Annotated in this window: 8 protein-coding genes; 4 read left to right on the top strand and 4 right to left on the bottom strand. The window is 69.8% G+C overall.

Going from position 1 to position 13,846, the window contains the following annotated elements; translation table 11 throughout:
• Nucleotides 1–14: 14 nt before the first annotated feature.
• A complete protein-coding gene (locus JNUCC0626_RS27960) occupies nt 15–1,328 on the bottom strand; it encodes a cytochrome P450 (RefSeq protein WP_394613733.1) in 1,314 nt (437 codons plus the stop codon).
• Between the two features lie 166 nt (nt 1,329–1,494).
• Between JNUCC0626_RS27960 and JNUCC0626_RS27955 the strand changes: the two genes are divergently transcribed.
• Together JNUCC0626_RS27955 and JNUCC0626_RS27950 are read left to right on the top strand one after the other, a co-directional pair.
• Nucleotides 1,495–2,310, top strand: coding sequence for an SAM-dependent methyltransferase (locus JNUCC0626_RS27955; protein WP_394613732.1), 816 nt, complete (start codon nt 1,495–1,497; stop codon nt 2,308–2,310).
• 168 nt (nt 2,311–2,478) lie between these two features.
• On the top strand, nt 2,479–4,527 hold the full coding sequence (locus tag JNUCC0626_RS27950) for a putative bifunctional diguanylate cyclase/phosphodiesterase (protein WP_394613731.1): 2,049 nt from the start codon (nt 2,479–2,481) through the stop codon (nt 4,525–4,527).
• A gap of 43 nt (nt 4,528–4,570) precedes the next feature.
• Here JNUCC0626_RS27950 and JNUCC0626_RS27945 read toward each other — a convergent pair whose 3' ends face one another.
• The gene (locus tag JNUCC0626_RS27945) at nt 4,571–5,518 is read right to left on the bottom strand and encodes a chitinase (RefSeq protein WP_394613730.1); all 948 of its coding nucleotides are present in this window, start codon (nt 5,516–5,518) and stop codon (nt 4,571–4,573) included.
• Nucleotides 5,519–5,974: 456 nt separating this feature from the next.
• On the opposite strand from JNUCC0626_RS27945, the gene JNUCC0626_RS27940 reads away from it, so the two are divergent.
• Nucleotides 5,975–9,112, top strand: coding sequence for an ATP-dependent helicase (locus JNUCC0626_RS27940; protein WP_394613729.1), 3,138 nt, complete (start codon nt 5,975–5,977; stop codon nt 9,110–9,112).
• A 307-nt stretch (nt 9,113–9,419) separates the two neighbouring features.
• On the top strand, nt 9,420–12,782 hold the full coding sequence (locus JNUCC0626_RS27935) for an ATP-dependent helicase (protein ID WP_394613728.1): 3,363 nt from the start codon (nt 9,420–9,422) through the stop codon (nt 12,780–12,782).
• A gap of 40 nt (nt 12,783–12,822) precedes the next feature.
• Here JNUCC0626_RS27935 and JNUCC0626_RS27930 read toward each other — a convergent pair whose 3' ends face one another.
• A complete protein-coding gene (locus JNUCC0626_RS27930; RefSeq protein ID WP_394613727.1) occupies nt 12,823–13,362 on the bottom strand; it encodes a hypothetical protein in 540 nt (179 codons plus the stop codon).
• Nucleotides 13,363–13,438: 76 nt separating this feature from the next.
• A complete protein-coding gene (locus JNUCC0626_RS27925) occupies nt 13,439–13,819 on the bottom strand; it encodes a DoxX family protein (RefSeq protein WP_394613726.1) in 381 nt (126 codons plus the stop codon).
• Nucleotides 13,820–13,846 lie beyond the last annotated feature (27 nt).

Raw genomic sequence — 13,846 nt, 5'->3', positions numbered from 1 at the left:
GGACAACCTTCCAGCTAGCGGGGGACGACCTTCATCATCAGGTCGTTGGGGTATGCCGCATTGGTGAACTTGGTGCGCACCGGCCGGTCCGGGACGAGCCGGTAGCGCCGGCAGACCGTCGCCACCACGATGGCGATCTCGGTCAGGGCGAAGTGGTTGCCGATGCACTGGTGGATGCCGCCGCCGAACGGCACGAACGCGCCTTTCGGCAGTTCCTTGGCACGTCCGGGAGCCCAGCGGTCGGGGTCGAACCGCTCGGGGTCCGGGAAGTTCACGGGGTCGTGGTGCATGGTGTGCGGGCTGAGGATCACCTCGGTGCCCGGCGGCAGCACCGCGCCGCCGAGTTCGACCTCGACGGCCGTGCGGCGCATGACGAGCCACAGCGGGTACTTCCGCAGGACCTCCTGCGCCACCTGGCCGACGTAGGCCAGCTTCGGCACGTCGTCGACGGTGATCTCGCGGTCTCCCAGCACTTCGGCCAGCTCCGCGAGGATCCGTCGTTCGACCTCGGGGCTGGTGGCGATCTCGTGGAAGATCCAGGCGAGGGCGAGCGCGGTGGTCTCGATGCCCGCCGTCAGCAGCGTGATGACCTCGTCGAAGACCTCTTCGTCGGTCATCGGTTCGCCGGACTCGGGGTCGCGGGCCATCAGCAACGTCGACAGCAGGTCGCCGTGGTCGGTCTCGTCGTCGCGGCGGCTCTCGATCACCTCGGTGACGATCGCGCGCATCCGTGCGATGGCCTCGTCGAACTCGCGGTTCGCCGGGATCGGCAGCTTCTCCACGAACCCCGGGGAGAGCGCGCGCATGATGCCGTTGCGGATGATCACGAAGACCGAGCGGCGGGCCTCGTCGATGGCCTTCTTGCCGATCTCGGTGGAGAACAGCGCCTCGCCGACGATGGTGACCGCGAGGCCCTGCATGTCGGCCTCGAACTGCCGGACCTCGCCAGGCTGCCAGCCGTCCACGACGTCGGTGGCCGCGCGGCGCATGATCTCCGCGTACCCGGCGATCCGGTCGCGGTGGAACGCCGGTTGCATCATCCGGCGCTGGCGCAGGTGGAACGACCCGTTCGACACCGCGAGGCCGTTGCCGACGAACGGGCGGAACTTGTCGTACATCCGGCCTTTGTGGAACTTCGACGCGTCCGTGACCAGCACCTGGTGCGTCAACCGCGGACTTGCCACGAATAACGCGCGCAACGGACCCAGGTGCACTTCGACGAGTTCGCCCTGATCACGCAAATTCCCGGTGAAAGCGAATCTTTTCCTTAGCATTGGCAACGTGTGCCCGAGGAACGGCAGCCTTCCGGGTGCCACCGGGACAGACATCATCGCTCCTACGCGAGGCGGAAAGAGATCGAGTCACCCTATGAGTCGTTCGGATGAGAGTGACAGTGCCCGATCGGGTGGCTTGCGTTCACACTTGCGGCGTAAACGTGTCCGGTTTGTGCGTGACTAAGCTAGTGCGTCCGCAACCTGAAGAGGGTGGGTCGTCGTGTCCGACGGGCAGAACTGGATTCCGCAGAGCGTCGATGTCTCGGTGCCGAGCGTGGCACGCGTGTACGACTACCTGCTCGGCGGCGCGCACAACTTCGCGGTCGACCGCGTGATGGGCGACAAGGCGGAGGAGATGATGCCGAACTCGCGCAGCGCGGCACGGTTGAACCGCGCCTTCCTGCGGCGCGCGGTCCGGTTCATGACCGACCAGGGGATCAGGCAGTTCCTCGACATCGGTTCGGGCATCCCGACCGTGGCCAACGTGCACGAGGTCGCGCAGGACGAGGCTCCGGAGTGCCGCGTCCTGTACGTGGACCGGGATCCCGTGGCCGTGGCGCACGGCGAGCTGATCGTCGCCGGCAACGACAACGTCGGCGTGCTGCAGGCCGACATGCGTGATCCCGAGAGCATCCTCGCGAGCGGGGAGGCGAACCGGCTGCTCGACTTCGACCAGCCGATCGGGGTGCTGATGCTGTTCATGGTGCACTGGGTGCCGAACGAGGCCGACCCGCAGAGCCTGCTGAAGCGGTACCGCGAGGCGCTGGCGCCCGGCAGCTACCTCGCGATCTCGCACATGGCCGGTGACCACGTCAACGAGGAGGCCCGCTCCGTCACGGCCAGGCTGGCCAAGTCGGGCGGCGACAACATCACCTACCGTGATCGGGGCGAGATCGAGTCGTTCTTCGGTGATTTCGAGCTGGTCGAACCGGGTCTGGTCAAATTCGCCGAATGGCGACCTGGTGGTCCCGGTGACATCTCCGACGACCCGGCGGTGAACAGGATCGCGTTCGCGGGCGTGGGTCGAAAGCCATAGACGTCCTCTATAGAGTGAAGTCGATTCACGCTGCCGGTTGAGGTGGGATCGACAGTGCGTGGGTAAACTGCCGTACCTCAAGAGCCCATTGCGAGGCAGCCCCGAATGTCCAACCCGAGTCGAATAACTCGTGTAACGCCCTCGCCGCAGGACAATGCGCGGGCGCGGATGACGCTTGCCCGGAAATGGTCCTACAAGCTGCTCGGTTCCGTCGCGATTCCGATGGGACGCGACGATCTCGACCAGGAACTGGCGCTCCGGCTGGACGCGCTGTGCTCGATGCTGCACGCCGAACCGTTCGCCACGACCCCGATCGAGGGTGCGGGCGCGGATCTGGCGACGCTCGGTCACCTCGGCAAGCACGGCCTGCGCTGCACCGCGGAGGTGCTCGGCAAGGGCCTGCTCTCGCTGCCCGAGTTCCAGCCCGTCAGCCAGTACGCGGAACGGATCGCGCTCGCGATGGGCGCGCTGGGTGCCGGGTTCACCGCGGCCAACGCGGAATCCGTGCTGGCGCAGCAGGAGAGCATGCAGCGGTCGCTGCTCAAGGCCGTCCGCGACGCCAACTGGAACCTCAAGGAGAGCGAGGCCCGCTTCAACGAGGTCGTCACGTCGTCCACCAACGGCGTCCTGATCGTCGACCTCGAAGGGCGCCTGATCACCGTCAACGAGGCCATCGGCCAGATCCTCGGCCGCACGCCGGACGAGCTCGTCGGCACGCCGTTGCTCGACCTGATCGAGCCCGCGTTCACCGAGATGCTGCGCGAGGCGATGACCGACCTCGCCGGCGGTGCCGTCGACCGCGTCCAGCAGTCGCAGCGGTTGTTGCGCGAGGACGGCGAGTCCGCGCGGGTGACGTTGACGGCGTCGATGCTGCGCGGTGCCGACGACAAGCCGAGCCACTTCGTCGTGGTGGTCGAGGACGGCACGGAACTCGAACTGCTGCAGAGCGAGCTCAAGCGGCAGTCGCTGCACGACCCGCTGACCGGCCTGCCGAACCGCCAGTTCTTCACGACGCAGCTGGAAACGGCGCTGCGCAAGGCCGATCCCGAGCATGGCATCACGGTCTTCCATCTCGACCTCGACGCGTTCGGCATGCTGCGCGACAGCTTCGGCGGCCGTGTCGTCGAGCGGTACCTCCAGCACGTGTCAGGCCGGCTGAAGACGTTGCTGGCGGGCGAGAAGGTCATGATCGCGCGGTTCGGCGGCGACGAGTTCGGCGTTCTGCTGGAGAACACGGCGACGACGCCCCGCATCGACACGATCATGAAGAGCATCAACGAGGACCTGATGTCCGAGCCGACGTTCGTCGACGGCCACGGGCTGTCGGCGTCGATGAGCGCGGGTGTCGTGCACCGGCCGTCGAGCGACACCGAACCGCTCGACGTGCTGCGCTCGGCGGAACGGTCCCTGCGGCGTGCCAAGAAGGGCAGGCGCGGGCAGTGGGAGCTGTTCCACGCGGGCCAGGACGCCGAGGAACGCCGCGACGACGCGCTGGCCGTGGAGATGCCGGCCGCGTGGGAGAACGGCGAGATCACCGTGCGGTACCGGCCGGTCGTACGACTGGCCGACGGTTCCGTCGCGGGCGTGGAGGCGGAGTTCTTCTGGGACACGGCTTCCGGGCCGTTGGACCACGACCGTTGTGCGGGGCTCGCCGAGCAGACCGGCCTGATCCTGCCGCTGGGCAGCTGGTTGCTGAAGGTCGCCGGTGGACAGGCGGCGTGGTGGCGTCAGCGCGGGCAGTTCGACCTGCCGATGGCGGTGCGGCTCACGGCGCACCAGGCGTCCGACGCGGACCTGGTGTCCCGGGTCGTCGAGGTGCTCGACGGGATCGGCGTGCCGCCGGAGATGCTGATGATCAGCGTGCCCGGCGGGGTGCTCGTGCTGCCCGACGCGGTCGACAACCTCGCGGTGCTGACCAGGATGAAGGTGCTGACCGCGATCGACGACTTCGGCATGGGACCGCTGGACTTCGGTCTGCTCGCGTCCGACGTGCCGGTGCGCGCCGTGCGGGTGGCTCGCGACCTGGTGGCGTCACGATCTCCTTACGTGGCGGCGTTGTTGCCGTTGCTGCGCGAACGCGGCGTGCGGATCGCCGTCGAGGGGATCGGGGACGCCGAGCAGGCGGCGTGGTGGCGGGACGCCGGTGCGGACTTCGCGACCGGAGACCACTTCGGGGTGGCGCGCGACGCCGCCGAGTTCGTGGTGGAACTCCGGTGACCGGACGGGGTCGGGGTCACGTCCGGCCACCGGAGGAGTCTGTCTAACCAGTGAACTTCGCCAGCGCCTTGGTGAATTCGTAGGTCTGCTGGTTGATGCCGCTGCATGAGGAGCTCATTGCTCCGCAGTTACCGCGGTCCCGGTTCGCCGCCCAGAAGCTCACCCGGGACAGGTGCTTCGAGTTCGCCCAGGTGACGATGTCGCGGAAGTTCTGCGGGGTGACGGTCTCGCCGGTGTCGGTCTTGCCGTTCATCGACGACAGGCCGCTGCGCCGGTACGCCGCGTCGTCGGTCAGCCCGAACGTCGACTTGACGTGGTTCTTCAGGCCGTCGACCGAGGTCTTGGTGTAGGCGACCATGTCGCCGCTGCTGCCCCAGTTGAAGGGCATGACGGCCCACGTGTCGACGGGTGCGTTGAGTTCCTTGGAGCGCGTGATCAGGCGCTTGCCCCACGAGTTGGGGCCGTTGCGGTCCGTCGGCATGGTGATGACGGTCTTCACGCTCGGGTTGTTCTGCTTGATGATCTTGAGTGCGCCGAGCACCCGGTCCTGCGTGGTGTTGTTCTCGAACTCGGCGGCCTCGATGTCGATGTCGATCGCCTTGAGCTGGTAGGCGTCGATCACCTTCTGGTAGGCGCCCGCGAGTGCGGTGGGGCTCGAGCAGAACTGGCCGAGCTTGTTGCCGGACCAGCCGCCGATCGACGGCACCGCGTCACCGCCGGCCGCGCGGATGTTGTTGATGAGGGTCCTGTCCGACCCGGTCAGCGAGCGGCTGCCGTCCCACTTCGGGTTGCACGTGCCGTCGCTGAGGATGAAGGCGAGGGTGAACGCCTTGATGCCCGTCTGCTGCATCACCGTGGCGGGGTTCGGCTGACCGCCCCACTGGTAGAGGTAGGGGGCCGCGAGCACTGGGTTGACGGCCGCCTGGGCGGTCGTGGGCAGCATGATCGCCGCGCAGGTGGCAGCGACAGCGCCGACGAGGAACCGCTTCATCAGTCCTCCAAAGACTGCTCGGTCCAGGGCGGCGGAGCTGGCAGTGAGGGGGCTCACAACGTTTCTAAAAGTGGACTAGACCACAGCTATCTGTCAAGAAGGTAGACGAAATCGGTTGCGGGGGTGGTTCGGGGCCGCATCGGGGTTGGACGAACTGGAGGTGGAGGGGCGGTTCATGCCTCTGAACTGCGCAGTTCCGGGGTGGGAGGTGTGGTCGGGGATCTTGCGGCGCGGTATCGCCGGAAGTGAGGCCGCCACCGCTGGCTGACACCAGATGCCTGCTTCGCGCGCCACACGCGGCCGCCCGCCGCCGTTGCCCCGCCACCCGTCGCTCGCCCGCCGGCTCATCTCGCAGGCCTGCCTCCGACCGTCACCTCAGCCCGCTCACCGCTGCTTTCACGCCTCGCCGACCCCCGCCTCGACGATCTTGTCGGTGGTGCGTGGTGCAATCGGTGTGTGGCACTTGCACCCCAGCTGGTCCGCCGGAAGCCGGAGACGCGCCCGCGTCCCCGGTGGGACGCCGCTGCCCAGCGCGTCTTCGACACCGAGGGCTTCGTCCGCGTGCTCGGCGGTCCCGGCACCGGCAAGACGACGTTGCTCGCCGAACTCGCGGCCCACGTCGTGCTGGAGCAGGGCGCCGACCCGGAGAACGTGCTGGTGCTCACGGCGAACCGGCGTGCGTCGGTCGCGTTGCGGGCGCGGATCACGCAGCTGCTGACGGGCCGGCTGCAGGCGATCCGCGAGCCGTTGGTGCGGACGGTGCACTCGTACGCGTTCGCGGTGTTGCGCAACCAGGCGGTGCTGATGGGGGAGCCGCCGCCGCGGTTGTTGTCCGGGCCCGATCAGGACGCGATGGTGCGTGAGCTGCTGGCCGGTGACGTCGAGCTGGGGGCGTTGCAGTGGCCGGAGCGGTTGCGGCCGGCGTTGGAGTTGCCCGGGTTCGCGCACGAGCTCAGGGATCTGCTGTTGCGGGCGGCGGAACGTGGGCTGGGGCCCGAGGACCTGATCGAGCTCGGTGAGCAGCACGGGCGGGACGTGTGGGTGGCGGCCGGGCGGTTCGGGGCTCAGTACGAGGCCGTGAACCTGTTGTCCGGCATGGACTCCGCCACGGCGTACACGCCCGCTTACGACGCGGCCGAGTTGGTGTCGTCGGCCTACGCGGCGTTCGTGAACGACGAGGACCTGTTGTTCGCGGAGCGGCGGCGGATCAGGTACCTGCTGGTGGACGACGCGCAGCACCTCGATCCGATGCAGTACTCGCTGATTCGGTCGTTGGGGTCGCAGGCCGCGCGGTTCGTGCTGGCGGGCGATCCGGACCAGGCGATCTTCACGTTCCGCGGGGCCGATCCGGAGATCCTCCGGGACGCGGACGGCGAGACGGTAGTGCTCAGGCAGTCGCACCGGATGATGCCCGAGGTCAGGGACGCGGTGGCGCGGCTGGCCGCCCGGCTGCCCGGTGCTTCGCCGTCGCGGACCGTCGACCCCGTGGACGGTGAGGGGTCGGTGCAGGTGCGGTTGCTCGCGTCGTCCGCGCAGGAGGCGGCGTGGGTGGCGGACCAGCTTCGGCGCTCGCATCTCGCCGACGAGGTGCCGTGGTCGCGGATGGCCGTGGTGGTGCGGTCGGCGATGTTGTCGTTGCCGGTGCTGCAACGGGCTTTGCTCGCGGCGGGCGTGCCGGTGTCGGTGTCGTCGGACGAGTTGCCGTTGGCGCAGCAGCCTTCGGTGCGGCCGTTGCTGGCGTTGATCAGGGCCGCGGCGGCGCCGGGATCGATGGACGAGGACACGGCGTCGATGCTGCTGTCGTCGAGCTACGGTGGCGCGGATCCGTTGGCGTTGCGCAGGTTGCGGCGTGGTCTGCGCCGGCTGGAGATGGCCGCGGGTGGCGACAGGCCGAGCGGTGAGTTGCTGGTCGAGGTCGTGGAGACCGCGGACAGGCTGGCGGCGCTGGAGGACGTCGAGTCGATGCCCGCGCGCCGGATCGGGCACCTGCTGGCGTTGGCGCGCAAGGCGATCGAGTCGGGCAAGTCCGTCGAGGTCGTGCTGTGGGACCTGTGGACGGCGACCGGTCTGCAGGAGCGGTGGGTGGCGCAGTCGGCGCGGCGCGGGATGCCCGGCATGCAGGCCGACCGCGATCTGGACGCGATCGTGGCGTTGTTCGAGGCGGCGGCCAAGTACGTCGACAGGTTGCCGGGGTCCGGGGTGGCCGGGTTCGCGGACTACCTGGAGTCGCAACGGATCGTCGGCGACACGCTGGCGGCCTCCGCGCCCACCGGCGAGGCGGTGTCGGTGCTGACGGCGCACTCGGCGGCCGGACGTGAGTGGGAAGTCGTTGCGGTGCCCGGAGTTCAGGAGGGCAGCTGGCCCGATCTGAGGCTGCGCGGCACGGTCCTGGGCGTCGAACGCATGGTGGACGTGCTGGCGGGCCTGGAGCCGTCCGTGTCCGCGGTGGCGCCGATCCTCGCCGAGGAACGGCGACTGCTGCTGGTCGCGGCGTCGAGGGCGCGCTCGAAGCTGCTGATCAGCGCGGTCCGCGGCGAGGACGAGCAGCCGTCGCGGTTCCTCGACGAGATCGAGTCGTCCGCCGAGGACGAACGCAAACTGCACCGACCGCAACGCGGTCTGGTGCTCGGCGAACTCGTCGGCGAGCTGCGCAGGGTGGTCTGCTCGGACACCGAACCACCCGAGCGCCGCGAACGGGCCGCGGTTCAGCTGGCCAGGCTGGCCGAGGCCGGGGTTCCCGGCGCGCACCCGGAGTCCTGGTACGGCCTGGCCGAGGTGTCCGTCGACGCTCCACTGTGGACGGAAGAGCAGAAGGTCAGCGTGACGCCCTCGACCATCGAGGTGATCACGAAGTGCCCGTTGCGCTGGGTCGTCGAACGGCACGGCGGCCAGGACCCGGCCGAACTCGCCTCGGTCACCGGCACCCTGGTCCACGCCCTGGCGCAGGCCGCATCCAGCGGCGCGGACTCGAAGCAGCTGCGGGAGAAGCTGGACGAGGCGTGGGCCGCGGTGGACGCGGGCGCACCCTGGTTCTCCCGCCGCGAACGCCTGCGCGTGGAGAAGATGCTCGACACGTTCCTCGCCTGGCTGACCATGAGCCGCACCCAGCTCACCCAGGTCGCCGTCGAGGAGGAGATGGTCGTCGAGGTCCCCAAGCGCGACGGCGGCCCGTGGTTGCAGGTCAGGGGCCGCGTCGACCGGCTGGAGAAGGACGAGAACGGCCGCCCGGTCGTGATCGACCTCAAGACCGGCAAGAACCCGGTGTCGAAGGAGGCGTCGCAGGAACACCCGCAGCTGGCGGTGTACCAGCTGGCGTCGTCGCTGGGCGGCTTCACCCACATCGGACTCGGCACGGAGCCAGGCGGCGCGCGCCTGCTCTACGTGGCCAAGGAGGACAAGAAGACAGGAGCCGTCGAACGCACCCAGGCCCCGCTCGACGAGCAGGGCGTGCAGGCGTGGCTCGAGGTCGTGCAGGGCGCGGCGGAGTCCGTGCTCGGGCCCGAGTACACGGCGAGGGAGAACGCGGACTGCGACCGCTGCCCGGCGCGCACGACGTGCCCGGTGCACCCCTCCGGGCGTCAGGTGAGTGAGTAAGCGTCGTTGACCTGCGTGTTTGGTGGTGCGGCTGGAACCGGTGCCGGTGTTGGTGCAGTCGCGGTCGGACGGGTGTGGCGTGGTGCCGCCCCCGAGCCCTCGTGCGGGTTGTGCGGGGGAGTGGGGTGATGCGCTCCGCTGAGCGCGGGCACGCCGTCGGCGTTGCTGGTTGCAGAGCAGTGGGCCCACGCCACACCACCAGCTGCAGAACGGCGGGCACGGGCCTCGCGACCAGGTGCGGAACGGTCGGCGAACACACCGTCCCGGGTGGTGCGGGCGCGCTGGGCGCGGGTAGGAAGATGTACCGGTGACCGTCAGCCCGTTTGAGATCGCTGAGGCGCTCGGGCTGAACAAGCCGACTCCCGAGCAGGCCGAGGTGATCGCCGCACCCGCGCAGCCCGCGCTGGTCGTGGCGGGCGCCGGTGCCGGCAAGACCGAGACCATGGCCGCGCGGGTCGTGTGGCTGGTGGCGAACGGGCTCGTGCAGCCCGATCGCGTGCTCGGCCTGACGTTCACGCGCAAGGCCGCGCGGCAGCTCGCGGACCGTGTGCGGGCGCGGCTGCGCAGGCTTGCGGGATCGTCCCTGTTGGACGAACTCGACCCGAGCGGCGAGCGCAAGATGTCCGTGCTGACCGGCGAACCCGTGGTGCTGACCTACCACGCCTACGCGGGTCGCCTGGTGACCGAGCACGGGCTTCGGTTGCCGGTGGAGCCCGGCGTGCGGCTGCTCACCGAGACGGCGTCCTGGCAACTCGCGCACCGGGTCGTGTCGACGTGGGCCAAGGACCTCGACACGGACAAGGTGCCCGCGACGATCACGGGCTACCTGCTGTCGCTGGCGGGCGAGCTGGGCGAGCACCTCGTGACGCCCGAGCAGCTGGAACTGCACGCCGCCGCGCTGACGGCGTTGATCGAGAACGCCCCGCGCGCGCCGCGGCAGCGCGAGGCGTTGCCGGAGAAGCTCAAGGAAGTCGTTGCGGCGCAACGCCTCCGCATTGCGCTGCTGCCGTTGCTCGACGCGTACCAGCAGCGCAAGCGCAAGGAAGCGGCGCTCGACTTCGCCGACCAGATGTCGCTGGCCGCGCAGCTCGCGCAGTTCGAGGAGGTGGCCTCGGGCGAACGCGAGCGGTACGGCGCGGTGCTGCTGGACGAGTACCAGGACACCGGGCACGCGCAACGCGTGCTGCTGCGGTCGTTGTTCGGTGACGGCGAGCCGATGCCGGTGACGTCGGTGGGTGACCCGGCGCAGGCCATCTACGGTTGGCGCGGCGCGTCCGCGGCGAACCTGCCGCGCTTCGCCGACGACTTCCCGCCGACGAAGAAGTTCGGGCTGCTGACCAGCTTCCGCAACCCGCCGGAGGTCCTCGAACTCGCGAACGCCGTCTCGCTGCCGTTGCGCGAGGCCGGGCTGGACGTCGAGGAACTGCGCGCGCGGCCGGGTGCCGGGCCGGGTGACGTGCGGCTCGCGTTGCACGAGAACATCCGCCAGGAGCTCGACTGGATGGCGGACAACCTGGCCGCGCAGTGGGAAGCGCACCTCGACGCCGAGGGCGTGCCGCCGACCGCGGCCGTGCTGGTGCGGCGGCGTTCGGACATGGCCGCCATCGCGGCCGCGCTGCGCGAACGCGGGTTGCCCGTCGAGGTCGTCGGTCTCGGCGGTCTGCTGGACGAACCCGAGGTGCGCGACCTGGTGTCGGCGCTGCGGGTGCTGGTCGATCCGTTGGCCGGCACGGCCGCCGCCCGCCTGCTGACCGGGTCGCGCTGGCGGCTCGCGGCCGTCGACCTGGCCGCGTTGTGGTCCAGGGCGCGCGAACTCGCCGGTGTCGCACCCCGACAGTCCGTTGTGGATGATCCGCTCATGGTGCTCGCGGACGCGTTGCCCGGCGAGCACGCGGAACAGGCGGGCCTCGCTGACGCGCTGGACGATCCCGGCGACCCCGACGCGTACTCGCCCGACGGCTACCGGCGCGTCCGCCGGCTCGGTGGTGAGCTCGCGGCGTTGCGGCGCAGGCTCGACCAGCCGTTGCCCGAGCTCGTCGCGGACGTCGAACGCACGTTGCTGCTGGACATCGAGTCGATGTCGCGGCCCGGCATGGTCGGGCGCGCGCACCTCGACGCGTTCTCCGACGTCGTCGCGGACTTCGCTCAAGCCTCGCCGTCGGCGACGCTGCCGTCGTTGCTCGACTACCTCTACACCGCCGAGCACGCGGAGGACGGCCTGGAACCCGGCGAGGTCGAGGTCTCCGAGGACCGCGTGCAGATCGTCACCGTCCACTCCGCGAAGGGCCTGGAGTGGCACATCGTCGCGTTGCCGCATCTGGTCCGCGACGTGTTCCCGGGCCGCAAGAAGTCCTCGTGCTGGCTGAAGAACGTGACCGAGCTGCCCGCGTCGTTGCGCGGTGACTCGGCCGACCTCCCGGTGCTGAAGCTGTCCGCCGGCTACAACCGCAAGGAGGTCGACGAGGCGCTCGCGATCCACACCGAGGAGTTCGAGGAACGCAGGCTCGTCGAGGAGCGGCGGCTGTTCTACGTGGGGGTGACCAGGGCCGAGCACAGCCTGCTGATGTCGGGGCACTGGTGGTCCGAGGCGGGCGACAAGCCGAAGGGCCCGTCGGTGTTCCTGCGCGAGATGCACGAGGTGTTCGAACGCGAGAACCCGCCCGGCGACATCAGCGTCTGGGCCGCCGAACCCGAGCCGGACACCCCGAACCCGCTGGCCGAGGACGTGAAGTCGTCCATCTGGCCCGCCGACCCGCTGGGCAAGCGCCGCGACGCCGTCGTCGAGGGCGCCGAGATGGTGCTGGCCGCCCTCGACCAGCTGCGCAATGCCCCGCCCGAGCCGTTGGCGTTGATCTTCGACGAGGAGGAACCGCAGGCAGAGGTCGTGGACGAGGACTACCCGCCGCCCACCGACGAGCCCCCGGACGACGACTTCCCGCCGGAGCCCGAACCGCTGCCCGACGACGTGGTCCCCGACGACCCGGAGATGCCCGAGGACGCGGACCCGGAGGGCTGGGCGGCCGACGTGGACGTGCTGCTGGCCGAACGCGCCGCGTCGCAGAACCGCCGCGAGCAGGTCCTGCTGCCCGAGCACCTGTCGGTGTCGCAGCTCGTCGAGCTGGCCAAGGACCCGGACCTGCTGGCCCGCCGCCTGCGCCGCCCGCTGCCGTTCCCGCCGAACCCGCTGGCCCGCCGCGGCACGGCCTTCCACACGTGGCTGGAGAACCGCTTCGGCGCGACCCGGCTGCTGGACCTCGACGAACTGCCCGGTGCCGGGGACGCCGACGCCTCACCGGACGCCGACCTCGAACGCCTGAAGGAGTCGTTCCTCGCGAGCGACTGGGCCGAGCGCACCCCGCACGACGTGGAGGTGCCGTTCGAGGCGGAGTTCGACGGCATCTCGGTGCGCGGCCGGATGGACGCCGTCTACCGCGACCCGGACGGCTGGACGGTCGTCGACTGGAAGACCGGCGCGGTTCCGGACGCCGAGGCGATGCCGGCGCTGTCGGTGCAGCTCGCGGCGTATCGGCTGGCGTGGGCGGCATTGATGGGGGTCCCGCTGGAGCAGGTGCGGGCAGCGTTCCACTACGTGCGGCACGACCACACGGAACGACCGGCTGACCTGCTGGACGAGCAGGGCCTGAAGGACCTCATCCGGTCCGTAGGGTGAGGTTCGGGTCTGGAAAGGCCTTACCGGTGCGTTGCGCGGCTCAGGCCTGCTGGGTGGAGTTCGCGGGCGCGTGCGATTCCTTCAGCACGCGTTCGTAGAGGACCTCGAGCAGCCACCGTCCGAAGAGGGACGGTCCGAACTCGGGCGAACGGTCCTCCGGCGGCACCATCAGGTCGGCCGAGGTGTCGTCGGCGACCACGACACCGATGCCGTAGTAGTCGAGTTCGATGAACGACCAGGCCTGGGACTCGTCGGTGCGGGGGAGCATCACCGCGCACGGGGCCAGGGTCAGCAGGGTGCCGCACGACTGGAGCGCGCGATCCGTGGTGGACTCGCTCACGAGCACGCCCACGAGTTCGACGGCGGCCACCGGGAGGCGGTCGTGGGCCTCCGGCTCGAACCAGGAGCGGAACCAGGACGGGTCCGATCTGGGAGGCCAGCCGTTCTCGGTTCTCCACTCGTGCACGTCAGGCAGCAGGCGCACGACCGCAGACACCTGCTGGCCCAGGACGGCGACGTCGGGTACGACGACTCCGTCCCAGCCGAGAGCGGTGGCGGCGCGCTGGAGAAGCGTGTGCACAGGGCGCATCCTAAGGTTCCTCGCGCGGAAAATGACAGCGTTTGCGGGACACTTGGTTAAGGATTACCCAGGGTGGTCATGGGGACGCTTTCGCCACTTTCCAGGCCCACGCGACGAGCGGGATCTGAAGGGGCAGGCGGCCGTAGGCGATGGCGCGGGCTTTGGGGGATTTGTCCCGGAAATCCAGAGCCATTTTCACATTCGCCGGGAAGACGGCCACGAACAACGCGGCAGCGGCGAACGCGCCCAGACGGCGCGTGCGCGGGGTGGCGACGGCCGCGGCGACCGCGAGCTCCGCGACGCCGGACACGTACGTCCACTGCCTCGGGGTGCCGGGCAGCGAGCGGGGGACGATCGCGTCGTACGGCTTCGGCCTGGCGAAGTGGGTTGCTCCTGCCAGGCCCAGCAGCGCGGCCAGGGCCAGGGCCGACCGCGTTCGGGAACGGGTTGGTTCCATGGCGTCACCATGTCATGCCTACGCCGC

Origin of the sequence: Lentzea sp. JNUCC 0626 (assembly GCF_043632865.1) — a bacterium.
In the GTDB taxonomy this organism is placed as follows: domain Bacteria; phylum Actinomycetota; class Actinomycetes; order Mycobacteriales; family Pseudonocardiaceae; genus Lentzea.
This window is presented reverse-complemented; position numbering and strand designations above follow the sequence as displayed.

What these genes read in the sequence shown, in the direction of transcription:
- JNUCC0626_RS27960 (WP_394613733.1), bottom strand. Translation starts at nt 1,328, where the DNA reads ATGTCTGTCCCGGTGGCACCCGGAAGGCTGCCGTTCCTCGGGCACACG.
- JNUCC0626_RS27950 (WP_394613731.1), top strand. Translation starts at nt 2,479, where the DNA reads ATGACGCTTGCCCGGAAATGGTCCTACAAGCTGCTCGGTTCCGTCGCG.
- JNUCC0626_RS27945 (WP_394613730.1), bottom strand. Translation starts at nt 5,518, where the DNA reads ATGAAGCGGTTCCTCGTCGGCGCTGTCGCTGCCACCTGCGCGGCGATC.
- JNUCC0626_RS27925 (WP_394613726.1), bottom strand. Translation starts at nt 13,819, where the DNA reads ATGGAACCAACCCGTTCCCGAACGCGGTCGGCCCTGGCCCTGGCCGCG.